The following is a 24125-nucleotide window of genomic DNA, read 5'->3' on the forward strand; positions in this document are numbered from 1 at the left end:
CTCAGTTTCTAGCCGGCAAGCGGCCTATTTCGCGCCGGATGCCGGCGATGTCGCTTTCGTTGCGGGCAATCTCGGCCTTCATTTCGGCGACCCGATCGAGATATTTCTGGTAATTGCGACTCTCCGCGCCCTGCTTCTCGGGCTCGCCATTGTTGAAGTCCTTCAGCAATTCGGCTTGCCGGGACTCGGCCTTTTTGAGTTCGGACTCGAGCACCGAGCGGGCCTCACCATCGCGTGCGCGCTGGTCGGAGCCCTCGACGCGCGGGCTGCCGGCCGGTGCCTTTGCGGCCGAAGAGCCACCGGAGCTGCTGCCAACCGAAGCGCCACGCGGCGTCGTGCCTTGCACAATCGTCAGGTTGCCGCCTTCCATCACCTTGCAGCCGCGCTTGGCCGCGTCGGCTGCGTTGTTGGTGTATTCGTTGCCGCAGCGAAAAACTTTCTCCTGCGCGAAGGCAGATACGCCGGCCAGAGATGCGACGAACGAGGCAGCCATCAATAGAAAAGAAGCAGTCTTCATGGGGGTGGAGGTAGTGCGCATCAAGCTGACATTTTCGTGCAATTCGACAATACGACCTTCGGCTTGTTCCCCACAAAAAGAAAAGGACGGCCTAGGCCGTCCTTTTTTAACGCGTGAACCGGGTAAGCCGGTTTACAGCGAGTAGTACATGTCGAATTCGACCGGGTGCGTCGCCATGCGGAAGCGCGTGACTTCGGTCATCTTCAAGTCGATGTACGCATCGATGTACGAATCGGTGAACACGCCGCCCTTGGTCAGGAAGGCGCGGTCCTTGTCGAGGTGCTCCAGCGCTTGGTCGAGGCTGTGGCACACGGTCGGGATCAGCGCGTCTTCTTCCGGCGGCAGATGGTACAGATCCTTGGTGGCGGCTTCGCCCGGATGGATCTTGTTTTCAACGCCGTCGAGGCCGGCCATCAGCAATGCGGCAAAACCCAGGTACGGGTTCATCAGTGGATCAGGGAAGCGCGCTTCGACGCGGCGGCCCTTGGGGTTGGCCACGAACGGAATACGGATCGAAGCCGAGCGATTTTTGGCCGAGTACGCCAGCTTCACCGGAGCCTCGAATCCGGGGACCAGGCGCTTGTAGCTGTTGGTTCCAGGATTGGTGATGGCGTTCAACGCGCGGGCGTGCTTGATGATGCCGCCGATGTAGAACAGCGCGAATTCCGACAGGCCTGCATAGCCGTCGCCCGCAAACAGGTTCTTGCCGTCTTTCCAGACCGACTGGTGCACGTGCATGCCGGAACCGTTGTCGCCAACGATCGGCTTGGGCATGAAGGTCGCGGTCTTGCCGTAGGCGTGGGCCACGTTCTGGATCACGTACTTCTGCAACTGGACCCAGTCGGCGCGCTGTGTCAGCGTGCTGAACTTGGTGCCGAGTTCCATCTGGCCCGCATTCGCGACTTCGTGATGATGCACTTCGACCGGAATGCCCAATGCTTCGAGCACCAGGCACATTTCGGAGCGCATGTCCTGGAAACTGTCGACTGGCGGAACCGGAAAGTAGCCGCCCTTGGTTGCGGGGCGATGGCCGGTGTTGCCGTGTTCGTATTCCTTGTCGGTGTTCCACGAAGCCTCTTCGGAATCGATCTTCACGAAGCAGCCCGACATGTCGTTCTTCCAGCGAACGCTGTCGAACACGAAGAATTCTGGTTCCGGTCCGAAGTAGGCCGTATCGCCCAGGCCGGAGGCCTTCATGTAAGCCTCGGCACGCTTGGCCAGCGAACGCGGATCGCGCTCGTAAGGCTTGCCGTCGACCGGGTCGATGACGTCGCAGGTGAGGATCAGCGTCGTTTCTTCAAAAAACGGATCGATGTTGGCGGTGTTCGGGTCGGGCATGAGCTGCATGTCCGACGCTTCGATGCCCTTCCAGCCGGCAATCGACGAGCCGTCGAACGCGTGGCCCGAGGTGAACTTGTCTTCATCGAAAGCGGAAACCGGCACGGTCACGTGCTGCTCTTTGCCTCGCGTGTCGGTGAATCGGAAGTCGATGAACTTGACCTCGCTTTCCTTGACGAGTTTGAGTACATCGGCGACGGTCTTTGACATCAGGTTCTCCTGTTGGGATAGTGGTTGGAAACGCGGAAGAAATGAATGCAGGTTTTGTGCCATTGTCCCCTGAGCCTGGCTGGGTTCTGCGGCCCATGAGTCCAAAAGAAGGCGGTCGCTCGCCTTCTTGGTGCAATCGCAATTAACGCACCAATTCAGGGCCAAGACGCGCATCAAAGGTGCGCAACCCTTCCAGAAGCTGTGAATACGCAGCCTCGATCTCGCCGGGATCGCCCTTGACGCCCAATTCGATGTGCCGCCCGTAGGTCGGATGGTCGACGCTGGGCAGGCTGAACACCTTGATGCCCGCGTGTGTGCGCTCGATCTCTTCCATCAGCGGGGTGAGGGTGGCTTCCATCGCACCGAAGACGATGACTGATTTTTCAGCCGCCGAGCCGTGCGCAAAAAGCCCAGCGTAGCGACTGTCGAGCACCGATTCGATCATCGGCCAAGCCATCACCGGGAAGCCAGGAACGAAGTGCACGTCGGCCACGCTGAAGCCCGGAATCTTGTTGTACGGGTTGACGATGATGTTCGAGCCGAGCGGGAACACACCCATGTTCAAACGGTGCACGTTGTCGGGGCGATCGGGCTCGTAAGGTACGCCCGACTCACGGGCCGTGTCTTGCATCCGCTCGCGGATCAGCACCTCGGCCTCCGGGTGCAGCGCGAGAGGCACGCCGAGCGCCGCAGCAGCGCACTGGCGCGTATGGTCGTCGGGCGTGGCGCCGATGCCCCCGGTAGAAAAGACGATATCGCCGGAAGCGAAAGCCCGGGCCAGCGCCGCCGTGATGCGCAGTGGCTCGTCGCCGACGTATTCCGCCCAAGCCAGCGGCAGGCCGCGCGCGGCAAGCAGTTCGATGACTTTGGGCATGTGCTTGTCGACACGTTTGCCCGACAGGATCTCGTCGCCGACGATGATGAGGCCGAAGGCGCGCTTGGCCCCGGGACTGGATTGACGGGTCATGGGGAACTCCATTGGGAAGCCGATGCAGCGGGAATCGAAGGAAGCGGAACAGCCGCAGTGTTGGCAGCCAGCGCCCCTCGCTGTGCCCGCAGCTGGTTGAGCGCATCGAGACAGTAATGTGCGAACCAGAGCGCAGAAAACGCAAACACGAGGGTATAGATCCAGATCGCGATCGGCACCAGCACGAAAAAAGCGGCCGCGAAAAGAATGCCGGACGCCCACACGATGCTCGGCGCCGCGCCGAGGTAACCGCACAGCACGCCGATGCCGAGCAACGGAAGCCGGTGGGTGCGCAGCAAGGTGGCCCGTTCTTCGGCACTGGCGTGTTCGGCCAGCGCGTCGAAGCTCATGACGCGGTAGGTGAGCCAGCCCCAGATCAACGGAGGCAGGATCAATACGAGCGGCGGAATCAGCCAAAGCGGCATCGACACGATAAGCGCGACGAGCGCCAGCAAAGTGACGCCGATGGAGCGCGCGATGCTACCGAGCATCGAGGCGCCCTTCTTCTGCTCCAGCGCCGGGAAGCGGCGCTCCGCCACGAGGCGTGTCAAAGCCGGCGCCATGAAGGCGGCCACGACGATGAGCGACACGAGGACCAACAACGGAGTGCTGGCGAGCACCACGGCAAGCGGCGCGAGGAACGTACGCGGGTCGGCCGAAAAGAGCCCGCCAATCCAGCCCCATACGCTGGACAACAGTGGCCAGGCGTCGAGCGCTTCACGCGTCCACGCAACGGCAGGCGCCCAGTAGAAATAGCCGATGCCGCCCGCCAGCACCGCCATCACGACAAGCGGCAGAAAGGACAGCAGCATCACGCGAGGCCGCAGGCAGTAAGCTACAGCGCGCCAAAAGGAATCGAGGAGTAAACGCATCGGCCGAGAGGATAACGCTGGCCAACGACCGCCAGCGTCAGCCGCGGCCCACCATGCGCTTCAGCGCGAACAATTGCTGCGCCCAGAAGCCGCGGCCGTAGTCGCGCAGCCGCCCGGATGCGTCAGGCTCGATCTGATCGCGAATGCCTGTCGCGTCGTAGCGCGGCTCGAAGTTGACGGTGCGAAATAGCATGTCCCACCACGGGAGCAGCACGCCGAAGTTGTGCCCGCCCAAAGTCTTTGCACCGCCAGACTCGTGCCCGAGACCGATGCTGTGATGGAGCCGGTGAAAGCGTGGGCTGATCCACAGCCGCTCGCCGATGGCGCCGAAGCTCAATCTCAAGTTGGCATGTTGCAGGCTCTCGCTCAGCTGTGTGAAAGCGACCACGGCAATGAACTGGCCCGGCGCCACACCGATCAGCTGCGCCACGACCACGATGATGATGTCGTGGATCACGTCGTCGAGCAGGTGGTTGCGGTTGTCGCTCCACATCGTCATCTGCCGCTGCGAGTGGTGCAGCGAATGCAGGCCCCACCACCAAGTGAAGCCATGTTGACCGCGATGGATCAGGTATTCGACGAAGTCCAGCACCACGAGGTACATCGCAAAAGCGATCCACGGCACGTCGGTAACGCCCGGCCACAGTTCATCGAGATGCAGCGTGCCCCAGCCGGACCCACGCAGGCTGCCGAGTGCATCGTCGAACACCGGCTGCAGCAAGAAGAAGATCGCGAGCCTGAAAAACCCGAGGCGGTGGATCAACGTGTACAGGATGTCGGTGCGAATGGCGCGCTTGTCGACCACCAGCTCGGCCGGCCGCCAGCGTTGCAGTGGCCCGATGACTGCCAGCAGCACCAGAATCTGGATCAGCCCGACCAGCAGCCAACCCGTTGCGTCGAAAGCGTCTTCGGTCCAGCCACCGAGACCGACGGCATAAACGAGTGGCTGCACGGCCGACTCGAAGAACCAGCCCTGCAGCGCCGAAAAGTGATCTGTCAGCCACTCGACCATGATGTCACCTGGTCAAGGATGGGCCGCGATCCAGGCGCGGTAATCCGGATGCTGACGCAGCGTTTCGAAGCAGAAGCCCTTGGTCTTGAGGCCGACGATGAGCGGCTCCAGATCGGCCGGCGCCCACGGGTCATTGCGCGACCAGATGCCCAGGTGCGCGAGCAGGATATCGCCCGGCTTGATCGTGGCGAGCGACTGCGCGAGCAGTTTCTCGTTGCTGAACGATTCGCTCGGCAGTTCGTCACCGAGGAAGCCTTCTGGCGCCCAGCCGACATGAGCGAAGCCGCAAGCGCGGGCTGCGGCGAGTAACTTCGGAGAGGTCTTGCCACCCGGTGCGCGAAACAACGGCAGCGGCTTCTTTCCCGTGATCAACGCCAATCGCTCCGACGACTTCGCGATGTTCTCGCAGTACTCCGCCGCGCTCCAGGTGAACTCACGCCCGGCGAGTGCGCCGGCCGAGGGCCGCACGCGGAAACGCGGTTCGACGCTTTTCTCGTCGCTGCGCCAATAGACGTGGTCATAGGTGTGCGAGCCGAACTCGTTGCCTTCGGCCGCCCTCGCCTTCCACCATGCGGCCCAATGGTTGTCGAGACTGTCGCCATCGGTCTGCGTGCGTTCGGCCGCGGCGAAGAACGTGACCCGCACGTTCTGGCGCTTAAGCACATCGGCTACCAGTGGGGCGATGCCCATGTGGCCGGTGTCGAGGGTCAGGTAGACGGGTTTTTCGCAGGTGTTCGGGGTGCCTGGAGTGCCCTGTGCTGCTGCACTCAGCGGCACCGCGCAGGCAGCGATGAGTGCGACGAAAACACTCGCGAACTTAGTAGAGCTTGGCATGGTCCAGCGTCCAGACACCGTGAGGCGAACGCCCCACGTTGATTTGCCGAATCACCTTGTGGCTCGCCAGATCGACGATGCTGAGCTTCTTGGCCCAGCGAGAAGTCACATACAAAGTCTTGCCGTCGGCGGACACGTCCATGCAATCCGGGCCGCCAGGCACGGGATATTCGTCGGTCACCTTGAGCGTTTCAATGTCGATACGGCTGATCGTGTTGGCCACGCGGTTGCTGATGAAAACACTGCGCCCGTCGCCAGCCGCGCGGAAGGCATGCGCTCCCTTGCCGGTCGGAATCTTGCCAACCAGTTTTGGTTCCGCACCCGCCACGTCGAACACCTGAACGCCATCGCTGCCAGTAAGCCCGACCAGCAGCGTCTTACCGCCATGGATGCCGAAAATATCGGCCGGCATGGCGCCCGTGGGTATACGCCAGCGGATGGCCTGCGTGGCGAGGTCGATCGAGATCAACTCGTCGCTGTCCTGCATCGTCACATAGGCGATCGTGCTGGTACCGTCGATCCAGATGTGGCTCGGCGTCTTGCCGGTCGGGATGCGCTTGGCAAGCTTCAGGTCCTTGCCGTCCCAGCGGTAGATATCGACGTGATTGAGGCGGTTACCGGCTGTGACGAACCACTTCATGTCGCGCGAGAACTGCAGCTGGTACGGATCGATGATCCCGTAGACGACGCGTTGCACTTCAGCTGTGCGCGGGTTCAAAAACGTCAGGGAATCGCCCGCCGAATTCGCCACGATGACGGACTTTTCGTCTGGCGTCATGTAGATGTGATGCGGCTCCTTGCCGGTCGTGATGCGCTGCTTTTCGGTCCAGTCGTCGGGACTGATGACGCTGACGCTGGCGTCGAGCGAATTCAGAACAAAGATAGGCGGAAGCTCGGCGGCGACGACCGGCTGAAAGAGGGGTGCCACGAGAACGGCACACAGCAACAAAAAGCCCGCGAAGCGGCCGGTCGGCAGGACAAGAGAGAGCAAAAGAATAAGTCCGAAATAAGGTCTTGTATTTTAACGGTCGACCCTGCCCATTGGCTGACGTCAGCGTGAGCTTCGAAGCGCCTCGACCTCGTCGGCGGCGAGCCAGCGCCACTGGCCCGCCGGCAAGGCGTCGGTCAACACGAGCGAGCCGATTCGCGAACGATGCAATGCCTCGACGCGGTTGCCGACGGCAGCGACCATTCGCTTGACCTGGTGGTACTTGCCTTCAGTCAATGTCAGGCGCAATTGCAGCTCGCCGGTGGCTTCACAGGCGGCCGCGCGCACTGGTTTGGGATCGTCGTCGAGTACAACGCCAGCAAGCAAGTTGTCGACCTGAGCGGCATCGACGGGATGCTTGGTCGTCACCTCGTAGACCTTGGGCACATGGTGCTTGGGTGAACCCATGCGATGGATGAAATGGCCGTCGTCGGTCATCAGCAGCAGCCCGGTCGTGTCCTGGTCGAGCCGCCCGACAGCCTGTACGCCCTGAACTGCGCCTTTATTGGGCCGAAGCCTCAAGGGCGAAGGCAGCAATGTGTAGATGCTCGGGTAGGTCGAAGGCTTTTGCGAACACTCGGTGCCGCTCGGCTTGTGAAGCATGAGGTAAGCCTTGTCGTGGTACTCCCACGCCTTACCCTGCACCGTGAATTGAAGGCCGGCGACGTCGATGTCGGCTGAAGGATCGACGATCACGGCGCCGCTGATGGTGACGTAGCCCTGCTGGACCAGCCCTGCGCAAACGCGCCGCGTGCCGAAGCCTTGGGTGTAGAGAATTTCTTGCAGTTGCACTTGTCAGTATCCGAGGGCCAAACCCGTGTTTCGTCGCGGGTCGTTGGCGCCATAAAAGCGGTTGTTGCCAACCGGTTTGCCGCCAAGCGACGGCGCCCCGACGAGGATGGCAGCCATGTGATTGGCAGGTTGCGGGGTGGTGAAACGGTGACCGATCTCGGTCAGCAATTTCAGGGTGTCCGGACTGAAGACGTAAGGTTCGGCGCTGGTCTCGTCGGGCATCCACTGCTGATGAAAGCGCGGGGCGTCGACGGCTTCCTGCACGTTCATGCCGTAGTCGATGATGTTCACGATCGTCAGCAATACCGCCGTGATGATGCGGCTGCCGCCCGGCGTGCCGAGCACCAGCACCGGCTTGCCGTCTTTGCTGACGATGGTCGGGCTCATCGAACTCAGCGGACGCTTGCCAGGCGCGATCGCATTGGCTTCGCCCTGTACCAGCCCGTACATGTTGGGCACGCCAACTTTCGAGGTGAAGTCGTCCATTTCGTTGTTCAGCAAGACGCCGGTCTTCGCGGCCGTGACCTTGGCACCGAACCAGTCGTTCAGCGTGTAGGTCACCGACACCGCGTTGCCCCACCGGTCCATGATGGAGTAGTGGGTGGTGTTGCTGCCTTCGTGCGGCGCCACGCCGTGCTTGATGTCTTGCGAAATGCCGGCCTTCTTCGGGTCGATCGCAGCGCGGATCTTCACGGCATAAGCCTTGTCGAGCAACCGGTCGAGCGGGTTCTTCACGAAGTCCGGGTCGCCGAGGTAACTATTGCGGTCGACGTAGGCATGCCGCATCGCCTCGATCTGGTAGTGCACGGCCTGCGCAGAGCGGTAGCCCAACTCTTTCAGCGGATAGCCTTCGAGCACGTTCAGCATCTCGCAGATGATGACGCCGCCGGAACTCGGTGGCGGCGCCGATATCACGTGGTAGCCGCGGTAGTCGCACTCGATGGGCGCCAGCTCGCGCGTCTGGTATTGGTCGAGATCGGCCTGTGTGATGAGCCCCTTGCCTGCCTGGCTCGACGCAACGATGGCGGCCGTGACCGGACCCTTGTAAAACCCGTTAGTGCCGTTGCGACTGATGGCTTTGAGCGTCGTCGCCAGATCTTTTTGCACGATCTTCTGGCCGACCGCAAAGGGCTCGCCGTGGTTGAGAAATATGGCTGCCGACGCGGCGTCTTTCCTAAAGGCATCGGTAGCCGTCCGAAGCATGTCGATGTCGCCCTGCCCCAGTGCGAAACCACGCTCCGCCAGCGCGATCGCCGGCGCGATCAGGGCGCCGCGCGGCATGGTGCCGTACTTCGAGCGCGCGAACTCGAGCCCCGACACGGTACCCGGAATGGCGACCGCCAAATGGCCGCGCGTGCTCAGCCCGTCGACAACATTACCAGCGCGGTCCAGGTACATGTCTGCGGTTGCGGCCAAGGGTGCTTTTTCGCGAAAGTCCAGAAAGGTCTTGCGACCGTCCGCCAGCTCCAATGTCATGAAGCCGCCACCCCCCAGGTTGCCGGCCGCCGGATAGACCACCGCCAGTGCATAGCCGACCGCGACCGAAGCATCGACAGCATTGCCGCCGCGCTTCAGCACATCGACGCCGACCTTCGTCGCCAGGTGCTGCGCCGAAACGATCATGCCGTTTTGGGCGGCTACCGGCGCTTGCGACGCCGCATCGGCTTGCTGCGCTGTTGCGCTCCAAAAGACAAGGACGGCGGCAACTGCACATCGCCATCTCGATCGCCTCAAGTCGCCTGTCGTCGCCGTTCGAGACACGGTACCGCTAACGCTCATGCGACGAGCAACGCCTTGCGCCGCAAATCCGCCAGCGCCAGCTCGACCTGCTTGAGCGTGAACTCCTTGAGAGCATGGGCATCGGTGATCGGCTTGTCATCCTTGATGAAGCGAAGCCTCTCGGCGCGCGCTTCGCTGGCGAGATGCTCGGCCAATGCTTCGTGGGAATTCGAGCCATCGAGCAGCGGCAACAGGCAGCGCTCGAGCAACGACAGCGCCACGGGTTCATGCCATTGGTTGCAGACGCTGGCAGCAGGTCCGGCGGTCAGCGCCAAGCCGGGTGCACGACGAATTGCCGCCAACGCGACAGGACGATCCGAGACAGCCTTGGCCGCCGTCTTGGAGCCTCGCCGTATCCGCACCGCACCGAGAATCAGCAACTCTTCGAGCATGCCCGCGACAAAGGGCTCAACAGAGGTTCGCAGATCACCTGTGCGCTCGGCTACCGCAGCGATGAGCGCGTCGGTCGACACCGTGGCGGGATAGCTTTCATCGAGCACTTGCGCGACCGCCTTGTGCACTGGCAGGCGCAACGTCACCTTCAGGTTGCGCATCGCATTGCAGGGTTGCTCGCGGTTGTCGAGGGTCAGCGGCGTGCCGTCTTGCGCGCTGAAGGTCCCCGCATATTCGAGCTTGCCGTTGCGTTCGGGATCGAGGCGGTACCGAATATCGCCGGCCCGGTCCTGCTTGACCAGCAGCGTCTGCCTGAACGTCCGGTTGACCAGAAAGTCGAGGTACTGCTCCATCAGAACCTGGCTGCCGCCGCACTCTCGCAGCAGCGGATCGCGAACCTTCTCGCCGTAGTTCTGGACGAACATCGACGAGGGCTCGGCATCGGCCAGGTAAGCCAGACCGTGGGCACCGGCACGCTCGACGAACTGCTTGAAATAGCACGGCGCATTGCAGGGCTCGAGAAACTCGTGCAGCAGATACGAGCTGTTCGCGCTGCGAACGATCGGCATCGTCTCTTCGAGCGTCTTCTTGAGCACGCTGTCGGGCCGAGCCGATTGCTCCAGAAACTCCAGCATGCCGCGCGCATAAGAGAGCTTCTCGTCGGGCTCGTCACGCGGCGCGCCGCGCAGAATCATCGCGTCGCGCACGATCTCACGCGCCTTCCAGCCCGGATAAACGTTGTAACTGATGTATGCGACGCCATTCGGCGCGAGATTCTCTGAGCAGACGCGAAGAATGGCGTCCTGCACTTCGGGCGGCACCCAGCTATAGACGCCGTGGCAGACGATGTAGTCGAACTGTCCGAACGAAGCATCAATGGCGGCGATGTCGAATGCGCGCAGCGTGACATTGGCAAGGCCCGACAGCCGGATCGCGTCGACACCCTGCGAGATCTGCACCGTCGACAGGTCGATGCCCAGCGCAGTGGCTTCCGAATGCCTGGAAGCGAAAGGGATGAGGTTGCCGCCCGAGGCACAACCGAGTTCGAGCACGCGTGCGTGCTCCGGCCGCGGCGCATCGAGTCCGAACATGTACGCCAGCGCTTCGAGGTGTTCCACCGCCGTTTGGGGAAACGGGTGGGAGTCGTACGGCACCGAGTCGTAGTACCGGGTGAGTGCGGAGGTCAGTGTTTCCGACATGGCGATCCTGGTCATCGAGGTTGGCGAGGAACCCCGCCGAAACCCGACCGACTATAGCCGCGCTAAACCGCGGCTCATCGAGGCTATGGAGGACGCGGTATCAACGGATCCCCGGCCGCGCCACGAGAAAGGGCCAACCGGTAAGAGTTGGCCCATCAAGGAAAGTGGTGGAGCTGGGGGGATTTGAACCCCCGTCCGCAAGCCTTCATCGCGCAGATCTACATGTTTAGCGATCTGATTTAAGTCTCGCCACCGATGTCGCGCAGTCGCACGCTACACCGGCCGCCAGCACCCTATTTTCTTGCCCCAACCCAAGGTACCCGGATCGGAGCCAGCCCATGTAATTATCTTTGCAGCCGGGAGGCTCTAGATTGCTCTAAAGCCCCCTTGCCCAGCCCATCGGCCTGCTGTTGCAAAGCTCACCGGCAATTAAGCGGCGAGTGCGAAACGTTCGTCGTTTGCAGTTAGTTTGTTTGAATCTGTTTTACGAGCGCATTCAGCTCGACATGCACCACTGCGATTCCGAACCCACGTCGAAACCAGTGCAGCCCCAAGTGTCGTATTTTAGGCCTTATTCGCCCGCTGCAAGAGCGCCAGGAGCGCCATTGGAAAAGAGATGGTGGCATCGGCCTGCCAAAGCGTCACGTCAGCTTGCGCGCCCATATAGCCGTACGTCGCCGCTACCGTCCACATTCCCGCAGCGCGGCCTGCGACGATGTCGCGCTCATCGTCGCCCACATACACGCATGCAGCCGGGTCTACCCCCAATCGACGGGCCGCTTCGAACAATGGCTCCGGATGCGGCTTGGAGAACGGCGTGGTGTCACCGCTGACGACAGCACCCGCAGTTGCGAACAATGGCATCGCGCCGGTGAGAGGACCGGTAAAGCGCGCCGACTTGTTGGTCACGACGCCCCAGGGAACGCCTCCAAATGTCAGCGCTGCGATGAGCTCGGGCACCCCGTCGAAAGCCAGCGTGTTCCTCAGCATCCGGTTTTCGTACTTGACGAAAAACTCTTCCCTCAAGGTAAGAAACTCCATCGCGTCCGGTGTGATGTCGAAGGCCACACCGAGCATGCCGCGGGCACCGGCGCCCGCCATTGGGCGGTATCGCTCCAATGGGATCGATGCCATGCCGCGGTCGGTGCGCATCTCATCAGCGGCAGCACCGAGATCAGGCGCGCTGTCGATCAACGTGCCGTCCAGGTCGAACAAAACGGCCTGGATATCGCTGGTCAACATCAGGCTGCAACCGCCAACGGCTTTTGCGTAGCGAACATGTAGTTCACGCTTGTGTCGGAGCTGAGCCAATAGCGACGGGTCAGCGGGTTGTGTTCCATGCCGCGCGTCTGCCGGAGATCCAACCCGGCCGCCCTGCAATGTGCCGCCAACTCGCTGGGGCGGATCATCTTCTGATACTCGTGCGTGCCGCGGGGAAGCAAACCCAGCAAGTATTCGGCTCCGACGATGGCGAACAGGAAAGACTTCGGACTGCGGTTGATCGTAGAGAAAAAGACCCAGCCGCCCGGCTTTACCAGGTTGGCGCAGGCTTGCACGACCGAGCCGGGTTCAGGCACATGCTCCAGCATTTCCATGCACGTCACGACATCGAAGGCGCCCGGCTGTTCTGCCGCGAGCGCCTCGGCGCTGACTTCCCGGTACTGGACGCTTCGGGTACCGGCTTCCAACGCATGCAATTGGGCGACTTTGAGTGCCTTTTCGGCAAGATCGACGCCAAGCACATCCGCCCCTTTGCGGGCCATCGAGTCGGCAAGAATTCCACCTCCACAGCCGACATCCAGGACTCGCTTGCCGCCAACGGGCACGATTGCATCGATCCATTCGAGTCGCAATGGATTAATTTCGTGAAGCGGTTTGAATTCGCTCTCCAAATCCCACCAACGGTGCGCGAGCTCCGAGAATTTGGCGAGTTCGGCGGGATCGGCATTCACTGTTTCGGTCATAACCAGATTATGAAGCGGCACAAACGTGTGGCCGTCAGGCATAAAAAAAACCCCGCCAAGGCGGGGTTCGTTTTCAGCCGATTCTTTCGAATCAGTTGGCGCGGGTACCGACCACTTCGATTTCCACGCGGCGGTTCTTGGCGCGACCTTCTTTGGTCTTGTTGTCAGCAACAGGTTGCGACTCGCCCTTGCCTTCGGTGTAAACGCGGTTGCGTTCGATACCTTGGGAGACCAGGAATGCCTTGACAGCTTCGGCGCGGCGAACCGACAGACGCTGGTTGTAAGGCACGGTGCCGATCGAGTCGGTGTGACCGACAGCGATGATCACTTCGAGATTGACGCCACGGATCTTGGAGACCAGGTCGGTCAGCTTGGCGCGACCTTCAGGCTTCAGGACCGACTTGTCGAAGTCGAAGAATGCATCAGCAGCGAAGGTAACCTTCGATGCGGCAACTGCCGGCGGAGCCGGAGCTGCGCCAGGCGCTGCGGGCACGACGCCAGCAACAGGAGGGGCAGCGGGGACGAGCGCGCCATCGCAACCCTTGGCAGCCGTTGCGGGCGTCCAGTTGGCATCGCGCCAGCAGAGTTCGTTGGTGCCGTTCTTCCACACCAGTTCGTTCGTGCTGTTTTGCCAGTTGTCGATCACGGCACCACCATCAGCAGCGGTAACACGCGTCTGCGCGCCGGCGGCCGTGGCGAGCGCAGCGACTGCAAACGTCATCGCCACTTTATTCAGTTTCTTCATGGTTCTCCTCTTGGGGAAAAAGCCGCAGCCGCGCTGCGAATCAAGGACGTTTTAAGTGACCACCACCCAAAACGTTGAGGCGATTGTGCCATAGGGTCTTTGGCAAACAGCTCGCTGGCGCCCTTGGAATCGTAGGACAGAGGCCGAATAGCCGCCTTGTGTTGCGGCGGTGCGACACCCCTTGAAGCGTAAAATTTCGCCTCCTTGCTGTCTGCGTGCCACCCATGACCTCGTTCGCCAAAGAAACCTTACCTATTAGTCTCGAAGAGGAGATGCGCCGCAGCTACCTGGATTACGCGATGAGCGTGATCGTCGGTCGCGCACTGCCCGATGCGCGCGACGGCCTCAAACCAGTGCATCGGCGCGTGCTCTTCGCGATGCACGAACTCAACAACGACTGGAACCGGCCGTACAAGAAGTCGGCCCGTATCGTCGGCGACGTCATCGGCAAGTACCACCCGCACGGCGACCAGTCGGTCTACGACACCATCGTTCGCATGGCGCAGAACTTTTCGATGCGCCACATGCTGGTCGACGGCCAAGGTAATTTCGGATCGGTCGACGGCGATATGGCCGCGGCAATGCGATATACCGAAATTCGGCTCGCAAAAATTGCGCACGAAATGCTGGCCGATATCGACAAGGAAACGATCGATTTTCAGGACAATTACGATGGCTCCGAAAGAGAGCCTGCTGTTCTGCCGAGCAAGCTACCCAATTTGCTGGTCAATGGCGCCGGCGGAATTGCAGTGGGTATGGCCACCAACATCCCTCCGCATAACCTGAACGAAGTGGTCGACGCCTGCCTGCATTTGCTGCGCAACCCGACCGCCTCGATCGACGAGCTGATGGAGATCATTCCGGGACCCGACTTCCCTACCGCCGGGATCATCTACGGCATCAACGGCATCAAGGACGGGTACCGCACCGGACGCGGCAAGGTCGTGATGCGCGCCCGCTGCCACTTCGAGGACATCGACCGCGGTCAGCGGCAGTCGATCATCGTCGACGAGCTGCCTTACCAAGTGAACAAGAAGACGCTTCAGGAGCGCATGGCCGAGCTGGTCCACGAGAAGAAGATCGAAGGCATCAGCCACATCCAGGACGAATCCGACAAGTCGGGCATGCGGCTGGTGATCGAGCTCAAGCGCGGTGAAGTGCCGGAGGTCGTGCTGAACAACCTCTACAAGCAGACCCAGCTACAGGACACTTTCGGGATCAACATGGTCGCGCTGATCGACGGTCAGCCCAAGCTGTGCAGCTTGAAGGATCTGATCGAGGTCTTCCTGACGCACCGCCGCGAAGTGGTGACGCGCCGCACCGTCTACACCTTGCGCAAAGCCCGCGAACGCGGCCATGTGCTGGAAGGCCTTGCCGTCGCACTCGCGAACATCGACGAATTTATTGCGATCATCCGCAATGCGCCAACGCCGCCGGTGGCCAAGTCCGAGCTGATGGCGCGCCCGTGGGACAGCAAGCTCGTGCGCGAAATGCTCACCCGCACACGCGCCGACGGCGGTGTGATCAACGCCGACGACTATCGGCCTGACGGGCTGGAAGCCGAGTTCGGCATGGGCGGCGACGGTCTGTACCGGCTGTCTGAAACGCAGGCCCAGGAAATCCTGCAAATGCGCCTGCAGCGCCTGACCGGCCTCGAGCAGGACAAGATCGTCTCCGAGTACAAAGAAGTGATGTCCGAGATTGACGACCTGCTCGACATTCTGGCCAAGCCGGAACGCGTTTCGACCATCATTGGCGACGAACTGGCGGCCATCAAACAGGAATTCGGACAGACCAAGCTCGGCGCGCGCCGCAGCCAGATCGAGCACAGCGCTTTCGACCTGTCGACCGAAGACCTGATCACGCCCACCGACATGGTGGTTACGCTTTCGCACAGCGGCTATATAAAGAGCCAGCCTCTCGGCGAGTACCGGGCCCAGAAGCGTGGCGGCCGCGGCAAGCAGGCCACGGCGACGAAAGAGGACGACTGGATCGACCAGCTCTTCATCGCCAACACACACGACTACATCCTGTGCTTCTCGAACCGAGGCCGACTGTACTGGCTCAAGGTCTGGGAAGTCCCGGCAGGTTCACGCGGGTCGCGCGGACGACCGATCGTCAACATGTTCCCGCTGCAAGAAGGCGAAAAAATCAACGTCGTGCTGGCGCTGACCGGCGAAAAGCGCACCTTCCCTGCCGATCAATACGTTTTTATGTCGACCTCGATGGGAACGGTCAAGAAGACAACGCTCGACGAGTTCAGCAACCCGCGCAAGGCCGGCATCATTGCCGTCGACCTCGATCCGGGCGACTATCTGGTCGGCGCCGCACTGACGGACGGCAAGCACGACGTCATGCTTTTCTCAGACGGCGGCAAAGCGGTTCGCTTCGACGAAAACGACGTACGCCCGATGGGCCGCAATGCACGCGGTGTGCGCGGCATGATGCTCGAAGACGGCCAGGGCGTTATTGCCATGTTGGTGGCGGAAGACGAGCAACAAAGCGTGCTGACGGCAACAGCGAATGGTTACGGAAAGCGCACAAGCATTACCGAATACACGCGTCATGGTCGCGGAACCAAAGGCATGATTGCGATTCAACAGAGCGAGCGCAACGGCAAGGTGGTTGCCGCCACTCTGGTGCACGCGGACGACGAAATCATGCTCATTACCGACAAGGGCGTGCTCGTTCGCACCCGTGTCGCCGAAATTCGCGAACTCGGTCGCGCGACGCAAGGCGTCACGCTGATCGGCCTCGATGAAGGCGCCAAACTCAGCGGTCTACAACGCATCGTCGAAAACGATGCCGTGGCCGAGCTCGAGCCCGGCACCGACGACACTTCCTCATCTTCAACGGAGAATCCCAGTGAATAAATTCAAACTCGCGCTGCTGACCACGGCGCTGGCCGCCAGTTCCATGGCCATGGCCCAGGACAAGGCGCCGCTCATCAAGCAGTTCATCGAGCTGCAACGCCCCGGAATCGAATCGCTTGCGCGCGGTTTGGTCGAACAGTCGAGTGCCCCAATCGCTCAGGCCGGTTCCGCTTACCTTCAAACTCAGGTGCCCGCCGACAAGCGCGAGGCTGCCGCAAAGGCTGCCGATGCCGAGCTCAAAAAGTATTTCGACGAGTCGTACCCCATCGTGCGCGACAAGGCCGTCGCACTCGCCCCTGACGCGCTCGGCCCCCTCATGGACCAGAGTTTTACCGCCGACGAGCTGAAGCAACTGGTCGCCTGGATCAGCTCGCCGTTGAGCAAGAAGTACCAGGAACTGAATCCGAAGATGCAGACCGCTCTGACCGAAAAGCTGGTTGCAGAAACGCGTTCGACCATCGAGCCGAAGATGAAGACGCTCGACGAGAACGTCGCCAAGGCTCTGGGCGCTCCGGTCGGAGGCGCTGCACCGGCCGCCAGCCGCCCTGCGCCACCCGCCAAAGCGCCTGCCAAGAAGTAATCAGAACCCGCTCGATAGCGATGACGCGCCCCTATAACTTCTCCGCGGGTCCGGCCGCGATGCCGGAGACGGTGCTCCAGCGCGCCGCCGAAGAAATGCTCGATTGGCACGGCAGTGGCATGGGCGTGATGGAGATGAGCCATCGCGGCAAGGAGTTTGGTTTGATCGCGACGCAGGCGGAGGCGGACTTCCGCACGCTGCTCGCGGTGCCCTCCAACTTCCACGTCCTATTCATGCAAGGTGGCGGTTTGGGTGAAAACGCGATCGTTCCTCTGAACCTTTCGCGTGGTACGACGGCCGACTTCGTGGTTACTGGCAGTTGGAGCGTGAAGTCGCACAAAGAGGCGCAGCGCTACTGCAATGCGAACATCGCTGCCAGCAACGCCGCGGACGGCCACACGCGACTTCCCGAGCCATCGACCTGGAAGCTCACAAGCGACACTTCGTACGTGCACGTGTGCACCAACGAAACCATCAATGGCGTCGAGTTTCAGGAATTGCCCGACTTGGCGGCACTCGGTTGCAAGGCGCCGCTCGTCATCGACTTTTCATCGCACGTCGCGTCGCGCAGCGTCGACTGGAGTCGCGTCGGCCTCGCGTTTGGCGGCGCGCAAAAGAACCTCGGTCCGGCCGGCCTGACAATCGTCGTGGTGCGCGATGACTTGCTCGATCGCGCGCTGAATATCTGCCCGAGCGCATTCAACTACAAGACGGTTGCCGACAACCATTCGATGTACAACACGCCACCGACCTGGGGCATCTATGTCGCGGGGCTCACGTTTCAATGGCTGCTGCATCAAACCGAGGGTGAGTTGTCGGGCGTTGCAGCGATGGAGCAACGTAACGCTACCAAAGCCCGCTTGCTCTATGACTTTGTCGACGGCTCGGCGTTCTACGACAACAAGGTCGACGCGAGTTGCCGTTCGCGCATGAATGTGCCGTTCTTCCTGCGCGACGAAAACCGCAACGAGGGGTTCCTGGCAGGCGCTCGCGACGCCGGATTGCTGCAGTTGAAGGGCCACAAATCGGTCGGCGGGATGCGCGCCAGTATCTACAACGCCATGCCGCTCGCGGGCGTGCAGGCGCTGGTGGGCTACATGCGAGAATTCGAGCGAACGCACGCCTGATTCAGCTGCGAATTCGATTTGATGACCGCCTCTGCTCCACCGTCCGACCCTTCCGTTCCCAATTCCGAAAGCCTTTTGGGGCTGCGCGTGCAGATCGATTCGCTCGATCAGCAACTGCTCGGACTGCTAAACCAGCGTGCACACGTCGCCGAACAGGTGGGTGAGATCAAGAAGCGCGAGGGCACGCCCTTTTTCAGGCCCGATCGGGTCGCGCAAGTCATCGAAAAGATGCAGCACACCAATGCGGGTCCGCTGAAGGATTTGCATGTGGCGGCGATCTGGCGCGAAATCATGTCGGCGTGCCTGGCGCTCGAATCGCCCCAACGCGTTGCCGTGCTGGGGCCGGAAGGCACGTTCTGCGAACAGGCTGCCATCGAATACTTCGGCGGCGCAGCCGACCTCGTTTACTGCGCGAGCTTCGATGAGGTCTTTCATGCGACTGCTGCGGGCAGCGCGCAGTACGGCGTTGTCGGGGTTGAAAATTCGACCGAGGGTGTCGTTACGCGATCGCTCGATCTGTTCTTGCATTCGCCCGCTCATGTCGTGGGGGAAGTAAGCCTGCTGATCCGCCACAACCTGCTGCGCAAGACCAATGTGCTGGACGACATCGAGGTCGTGCTGGCGCACCCGCAAGCGCTGGCGCAGTGCCAGACATGGCTTTCCAAGCATTTGCCAAATGCCGAGCGTCGCGCGGTGTCCAGCAACGCTGAAGGTGCCCGGCTGGCGTCAACGAATCCGGCCTGGGCTGCTCTCGCGAGCGAGCGCGCGGCGACGCGGTTCGGCTTGCACATCATCGCCCATGCTATTCAGGACGACGCCTACAACCGCACGCGCTTCGCCATCATCTGCCTGCCCGAAACGCTGGCGACACCGCCCATCTCGGGGCGCGACTGCACGAGCCTCGTGGTGTCCGTCACCAACCGTCCTGGCGCGCTGCACGACCTGCTGGTGCCGCTCAAGACCCACGGTGTTTCGATGACCCGATTCGAGTCGCGCCCTGCGCGCACGGGCCAGTGGGAGTATTACTTCTACATCGACCTTGACGGTCATCCGCTGCAACCCAATGTCGCCGCCGCACTTGCCGAACTGCGCACCACGTGCGCGTTCTACAAGATGCTGGGCGCCTACCCTGTGAACGCCTGACGCCGCAATGTTCGAGCAACTCGGTTTGGTCGGCTGCGGACTCATGGGCGGCTCGTTTGCGCTGGCGTTGAAACGCGCCAAGCTGGTAAAGCGCGTGGTCGGCTACAGCAAGTCACCGTCAACCACGGAGCGTGCCAAACAACTCGGCGTCATCGACGTTGCAGCGCCCTCCGCGCTGCTCGCCGTATCGGGTGCTGATCTGGTGCTGATCGCGGTGCCCGTCGCTGCATCCGAGGCCACTTTCAAAGCGATCCGTCATGGCCTCTCGCCCGACACGCTGATCATGGACGTCGGCTCCACCAAAGGCGACGTGATCGAGGCGGCGCGGCGCGGGTTGCAAGACCAGTTTTCGAGCTTCGTTCCAGCGCATCCGATCACCGGCAAGGAAGTGGCCGGCATCGAGCATGCCGACGCGGGGCTCTACGCTGGTCGGCAGGTCGTGCTCACGCCAGTGAAGACAACGCTCCGCTCGAAAGTTCAGTGCGCGTCTCAGGTATGGACCGACATCGGCGCGCACGTCGTCACGATGACCCACCAGGATCATGATTTGGCTCTCGCCGCGGTCAGCCACTTGCCGCATCTGGTCGCTTTCGCTTTTACCAACGCGATCGCGGCCCACCCGCATGGCGCGCGCTTCATGGCGCTGGCTGGACCGGGTTTTCGCGACTTTTCGCGCATCGCCGCCAGCGACCCTGCCGTTTGGCGCGACATCTTGCTGGCCAACCGCGAGCAGGTGCTGTTGCAGTCGCAGGCCTTCCGAAAGCAGCTGACGCAATTCGAGGCGCTGATTGCTTCGGGCGATTCTCAGGCGCTGGAAAACGCGATCGCCGAGGCAAGCCGAACGCGGGCGCAGTGGCAGCCGTCCGGCTCCTCTTCCGGCAACTGACGCCCGATGTTTTCGACGCCATTTCTCGACCTGCCCCCGCTGGTCGCCGCGGCAGGCACGGTGCAACTGCCAGGATCCAAGAGCATCTCGAATCGCGTGTTGCTGCTGGCCGCGCTCGCGAGCGGCACGACCACCGTTCACGACCTGCTCAATTCAGATGACACCCGCGTGATGCTGGACGCCCTGGTCCGACTCGGGTGCGGTGTGCAGCACGACGGCGGCACCACGCGCATCGAAGGGTTGGGCGGCGAACTCGGCGTCGCTTCGGCGGCCCTCTTTCTCGGCAATGCCGGCACCGCCATGCGGCCGTTGACCGCCGCGTTGGCGCTGCTCGGCGGCGAGTTCGAACTGAGCGGCGTGCCGCGAATGCACGAGCGACCGATCGGCGACCTGGTCGACGCGCTCACGCAGTTCGGTTGTCGCATCGATTACCTTGGCAACCCGGGCTACCCGCCGCTGCGGATTCATCCAGTCGACCACGTCGCGCTGGCGCTCGACACGCCGATCCGCGTGCGCGGTGATGTGTCGAGTCAGTTTCTGACGGCCCTGCTCCTGGCGCTGCCGCTGGCCGCGACGCGCGACATAGTGATCGAGGTCATGGGCGAACTGATTTCCAAGCCTTACATCGAAATCACGCTCAATTTGCTTGCGCGCTTCGGCATCTGTGTGCGCCGCGATGGCTGGGAACGTTTCACGATTCCTGCCGGCAGCTGCTATCGCTCGCCAGGCGACATTCATGTCGAGGCCGATGCTTCGTCTGCCAGTTACTTCATTGCTCTGGGTGCGATCGCGACCGGAGGCGCGAAAGCCGCGGATGGCCCGAGCAGCGCAGTGGCCTCGCTCCGCATCGAAGGGGTCGGTGCCGACTCCATCCAGGGCGACATCCGCTTCGTCGAAGCCGCGCGGCAAATGGGCGCCGACATCACGAGCGGCGCCAACTGGCTCGAAGTGCGGCGCGGCGCCTGGCCGCTGAAGGCAATCGACCTCGACGCCAATCACATCCCCGATGCCGCCATGACGCTGGCCGTGATGGCGCTCTACGCCGACGGCCCGAGCACGCTGCGCAACATCGCCAGTTGGCGCGTGAAGGAAACCGATCGTATCGACGCGATGGCGAACGAACTGCAGAAGTTGGGCGCCACCGTAGAGGCCGGACCGGACTTCATTCGCGTACATCCCTTGCCAACGGGCGGCTGGCATGCCGCCAGCATCCACACGTATGACGATCACCGCGTCGCCATGTGCTTTTCGCTAGCAGCGTTCAATCCGGATCGAATCGGGGTTCGCATCCTCGATCCACATTGCGTAGCAAAGACCTTTCCCGACTACTTCGAAACGCTGTTTTCGGTGGTCGAGCCTGCATCTGTGCCGGTCATCTGCATCGATGGCCCGACCGCTTCGGGCAAAGGCACGCTGGCGGTCGAAGTTGCGTATCGGCTCGGCTACCACTACCTTGATTCCGGCTCACTCTATCGCGTGACCGGCCTCGCGATGCGACGCCAAGGCTTCATGCCCGAGCCACAGCACGAAGCGCAAATCGCAGACATGGCGCGCTCGCTGCCGCTGCGTTTCGTCGAAGGCAAGGTCATGCTCGCCGACGAAGACGTGACCGACGCGATTCGCAGCGAAGCCGCCGGTATGGACGCGTCGCGCGTGTCTGCATTGCCGGCCGTGCGCGAGGCCTTGTCCGCCCTGCAAAAGAGCTTTCAGCGGTTGCCCGGACTGGTGGCCGACGGGCGCGACATGGGCACCGTCATCTTCCCCGATGCGCCGCTCAAGGTTTACCTCACGGCCAGCGCCGCCCACCGCGCCGAGCGCAGGTATAAGCAGTTGATTTCAAAGGGTATTTCGACTACACTCGACAGTCTTCGCGCTGACTTGGAGGCACGCGACGCAAGGGACTCATCCCGCAGCGTTGCGCCTCTCAAACCCGCGCAAGATGCCCGCCGCTTGGACAACTCCAGCCTTTCGATCGAACAGTCGGTCGTCCAGGTGTTGGCTTGGTGGCAGCAAACGCAGCCCTTCAAGGAAGCTTGACCGGCTGCGTGGTTCCAGCCGGTCCCTGCCGCGCGACAAGCGCACCGGCCTGCTGGCTTTTTTAACTCAACCCGGGCTACTTGCCCACAACCGCCGTCTACAGAACTTACGCAGCCGCACGCAATTTCGCACTGGCGCCTGCTCACCCTGCCTGACGGAAGGAACCATAAATGTCTGAATCTTTTGCTGAACTGTTCGAAGAATCGCTGAAGCGTTCCGAGATGCGTACTGGCGAGGTCATCACGGCCGAAGTCATCCGCGTCGAACACAACCACGTCGTCGTTAACGCCGGGCTCAAGTCCGAAGCGTACGTGCCGATCGAGGAGTTCAAGAACGACAAGGGCGAGCTCGAAGTGCAGGCCGGCGACTTCGTTTCCGTTGCCATCGGCAGCGTCGAAAACGGCTACGGCGACACTATCCTGTCGCGTGACACCGCCAAGCGTCTCGCTTCATGGCTGGCGCTTGAAAAAGCCCTGGAATCGGGCGACTTCGTCACCGGCACCACCAGCGGCAAGGTCAAGGGCGGCCTGACCGTTCTGGTCAACGGCATCCGCGCATTCCTGCCGGGCTCGCTGATCGACACGCGTCCTATCAAAGACCTGACCCCTTACGAAAACAAGACCCTCGAATTCAAGGTCATCAAGCTCGATCGCAAGCGCAACAACGTGGTCTTGTCGCGTCGCGCCGTTGTCGAAGCCAGCATGGGCGAAGAACGCGCCAAGCTGATGGAAACATTGAAGGAAGGCGCAGTCGTGCGCGGTGTCGTCAAGAACATCACCGAATACGGTGCGTTCGTCGACCTCGGCGGTATCGACGGCCTGCTGCATATCACCGACATGGCATGGCGTCGTGTTCGCCACCCAAGCGAAGTCGTCCAGGCCGGCCAGGAAATCACCGCCAAGATCCTCAAGTTCGACACCGAAAAGAACCGTGTCTCACTGGGTCTGAAGCAAATGGGCGACGACCCATGGATGGGCGTTTCGCGCCGCTACCCTCAATCGACCCGCCTGTTCGGCAAGGTCACGAACATTGCCGACTACGGCGCGTTCGTCGAACTCGAACCCGGCATCGAAGGCCTGGTGCACGTCTCCGAAATGGACTGGACCAACAAGAACATCGCTCCGAACAAGATCGTCTCCCTGGGCGATGAAGTCGAAGTCATGGTCCTGGAAATCGACGAAGACAAGCGCCGGATCAGCCTGGGCATGAAGCAGTGCAAGGCCAATCCGTGGCAAGAGTTCGCGCAAAACACGAAGCGTGGCGACCGCGTCAAGGGCCCGATCAAGTCGATCACCGACTTCGGCGTGTTCGTTGGCCTGGCAGCAGGCATCGACGGCCTGGTTCACCTCTCCGACCTCTCGTGGAACGAAACCGGCGAAGCCGCTGTTCGCAACTACAAAAAGGGCCAGGAAGTCGAAGCGCTCGTGTTGGCAGTCGATGTCGACCGCGAACGCATCAGCCTCGGCATCAAGCAGCTCGACAGCGATCCGTTCACTACCTTCACGACCGTGAACGACAAGGGCCAGATCGTCACCGGCAAGGTCAAGACCGTCGACGCCAAGGGCGCTGAGATCGACCTCGGCGAAGACATCCTCGGCTACCTTCGCGCCAGCGAAATCTCCCGCGACCGCGTGGAAGATGCTCGCAACGTGCTGAAGGAAGGCGACGAAGTCACTGCTGTCGTGTTGAACGTGGACCGCAAGACCCGCAACATCCAGCTGTCGATCAAGCAGAAGGACATGGTCGACGAACAAGGCGCCATGGCCAACCTGAGCCAGCAGTCGGCACGCGAAAACGCGGGCACCACCAGCCTGGGCGCCCTGTTGCGCGCCAAGCTTGACAACAACGACAGCAAGTAAGCTGCGTCCG

Annotated in this window: 20 protein-coding genes and 1 other RNA gene; 7 read left to right on the forward strand and 14 right to left on the reverse strand. The window is 61.8% G+C overall.

Features of this window, described 5'->3' with window-relative positions:
• Position 1: 1 nt before the first annotated feature.
• The 14 genes from RCH10_RS17690 to ompA all read right to left on the reverse strand — a co-directional run bounded on the left by RCH10_RS17690 (position 2) and on the right by ompA (position 13610).
• Positions 2 to 517: a hypothetical protein gene (locus RCH10_RS17690; RefSeq protein ID WP_409053404.1), complete on the reverse strand. Its 516-nt coding sequence runs from the start codon at positions 515 to 517 to the stop codon at positions 2 to 4.
• A gap of 132 nt (positions 518 to 649) precedes the next feature.
• Positions 650 to 2065 (reverse strand): type I glutamate--ammonia ligase, encoded by a 1416-nt coding sequence (gene glnA, locus RCH10_RS17695; protein ID WP_323497362.1) that lies wholly within the window; start codon positions 2063 to 2065, stop codon positions 650 to 652.
• Between the two features lie 142 nt (positions 2066 to 2207).
• The gene (locus RCH10_RS17700) at positions 2208 to 3032 is read right to left on the reverse strand and encodes a molybdopterin-binding protein (RefSeq protein WP_323497363.1); all 825 of its coding nucleotides are present in this window, start codon (positions 3030 to 3032) and stop codon (positions 2208 to 2210) included.
• Entirely contained in the window at positions 3029 to 3904 is an 876-nt protein-coding gene (locus RCH10_RS17705) for an EI24 domain-containing protein (protein WP_409053405.1), read from the reverse strand. Before RCH10_RS17705 ends, RCH10_RS17700 begins: the two co-directional genes overlap by 4 nt.
• Positions 3905 to 3941: 37 nt before the next feature.
• Positions 3942 to 4916 carry a sterol desaturase family protein gene (locus tag RCH10_RS17710; protein WP_323497366.1) on the reverse strand — a complete coding sequence of 325 codons (975 nt, stop codon included), beginning with the start codon at positions 4914 to 4916 and terminating at the stop codon, positions 3942 to 3944.
• Positions 4917 to 4928: 12 nt separating this feature from the next.
• A complete protein-coding gene (locus RCH10_RS17715; RefSeq protein ID WP_409053406.1) occupies positions 4929 to 5750 on the reverse strand; it encodes a polysaccharide deacetylase family protein in 822 nt (273 codons plus the stop codon).
• Positions 5734 to 6741, reverse strand: a complete 1008-nt coding sequence (locus tag RCH10_RS17720) for a YncE family protein (RefSeq protein ID WP_409053407.1) — start codon at positions 6739 to 6741, stop codon at positions 5734 to 5736. The genes RCH10_RS17715 and RCH10_RS17720 overlap by 17 nt, the downstream gene beginning before the upstream one ends.
• A 60-nt stretch (positions 6742 to 6801) precedes the next feature.
• A complete protein-coding gene (locus RCH10_RS17725; protein ID WP_409053408.1) occupies positions 6802 to 7530 on the reverse strand; it encodes a pseudouridine synthase in 729 nt (242 codons plus the stop codon).
• A 3-nt stretch (positions 7531 to 7533) separates the two neighbouring features.
• Positions 7534 to 9309 carry a gamma-glutamyltransferase gene (gene ggt, locus RCH10_RS17730; RefSeq protein ID WP_409053409.1) on the reverse strand — a complete coding sequence of 592 codons (1776 nt, stop codon included), beginning with the start codon at positions 9307 to 9309 and terminating at the stop codon, positions 7534 to 7536.
• Positions 9306 to 10901: a methyltransferase regulatory domain-containing protein gene (locus tag RCH10_RS17735; protein ID WP_409053410.1), complete on the reverse strand. Its 1596-nt coding sequence runs from the start codon at positions 10899 to 10901 to the stop codon at positions 9306 to 9308. The genes ggt and RCH10_RS17735 overlap by 4 nt, the downstream gene beginning before the upstream one ends.
• Before the next feature lie 165 nt (positions 10902 to 11066).
• Positions 11067 to 11453, reverse strand: a transfer-messenger RNA (tmRNA) gene (gene ssrA, locus RCH10_RS17740).
• Between the two features lie 12 nt (positions 11454 to 11465).
• Entirely contained in the window at positions 11466 to 12143 is a 678-nt protein-coding gene (locus tag RCH10_RS17745; RefSeq protein WP_323497371.1) for an HAD-IA family hydrolase, read from the reverse strand.
• On the reverse strand, positions 12143 to 12865 hold the full coding sequence (gene ubiG, locus RCH10_RS17750; RefSeq protein ID WP_409053411.1) for a bifunctional 2-polyprenyl-6-hydroxyphenol methylase/3-demethylubiquinol 3-O-methyltransferase UbiG: 723 nt from the start codon (positions 12863 to 12865) through the stop codon (positions 12143 to 12145). Before ubiG ends, RCH10_RS17745 begins: the two co-directional genes overlap by 1 nt.
• A gap of 91 nt (positions 12866 to 12956) precedes the next feature.
• Positions 12957 to 13610 carry an outer membrane protein OmpA gene (ompA, locus tag RCH10_RS17755; protein ID WP_187051077.1) on the reverse strand — a complete coding sequence of 218 codons (654 nt, stop codon included), beginning with the start codon at positions 13608 to 13610 and terminating at the stop codon, positions 12957 to 12959.
• Between the two features lie 224 nt (positions 13611 to 13834).
• On the opposite strand from ompA, the gene gyrA reads away from it, so the two are divergent.
• The 7 genes from gyrA to rpsA all read left to right on the forward strand — a co-directional run bounded on the left by gyrA (position 13835) and on the right by rpsA (position 24115).
• Positions 13835 to 16483 (forward strand): DNA gyrase subunit A, encoded by a 2649-nt coding sequence (gene gyrA / locus RCH10_RS17760; protein WP_409053412.1) that lies wholly within the window; start codon positions 13835 to 13837, stop codon positions 16481 to 16483.
• Complete coding sequence (locus RCH10_RS17765; RefSeq protein ID WP_323497375.1) at positions 16476 to 17063, forward strand: hypothetical protein; 588 nt, start codon at positions 16476 to 16478, stop codon at positions 17061 to 17063. The genes gyrA and RCH10_RS17765 overlap by 8 nt, the downstream gene beginning before the upstream one ends.
• Positions 17064 to 17083: 20 nt before the next feature.
• Complete coding sequence (gene serC, locus RCH10_RS17770) at positions 17084 to 18190, forward strand: 3-phosphoserine/phosphohydroxythreonine transaminase (protein ID WP_409053413.1); 1107 nt, start codon at positions 17084 to 17086, stop codon at positions 18188 to 18190.
• 21 nt (positions 18191 to 18211) lie between these two features.
• A complete protein-coding gene (pheA, locus tag RCH10_RS17775; protein WP_409053414.1) occupies positions 18212 to 19333 on the forward strand; it encodes a prephenate dehydratase in 1122 nt (373 codons plus the stop codon).
• A gap of 7 nt (positions 19334 to 19340) precedes the next feature.
• A complete protein-coding gene (locus RCH10_RS17780) occupies positions 19341 to 20219 on the forward strand; it encodes a prephenate dehydrogenase (protein WP_409053415.1) in 879 nt (292 codons plus the stop codon).
• A gap of 6 nt (positions 20220 to 20225) precedes the next feature.
• The gene (locus tag RCH10_RS17785) at positions 20226 to 22256 is read left to right on the forward strand and encodes a bifunctional 3-phosphoshikimate 1-carboxyvinyltransferase/cytidylate kinase (protein WP_409053416.1); all 2031 of its coding nucleotides are present in this window, start codon (positions 20226 to 20228) and stop codon (positions 22254 to 22256) included.
• 170 nt (positions 22257 to 22426) lie between these two features.
• A complete protein-coding gene (rpsA, locus tag RCH10_RS17790) occupies positions 22427 to 24115 on the forward strand; it encodes a 30S ribosomal protein S1 (protein ID WP_187051070.1) in 1689 nt (562 codons plus the stop codon).
• Positions 24116 to 24125 lie beyond the last annotated feature (10 nt).

The sequence above is a fragment of the Variovorax sp. GrIS 2.14 genome (assembly GCF_046115955.1).
Classification (GTDB): domain Bacteria; phylum Pseudomonadota; class Gammaproteobacteria; order Burkholderiales; family Burkholderiaceae_C; genus Variovorax.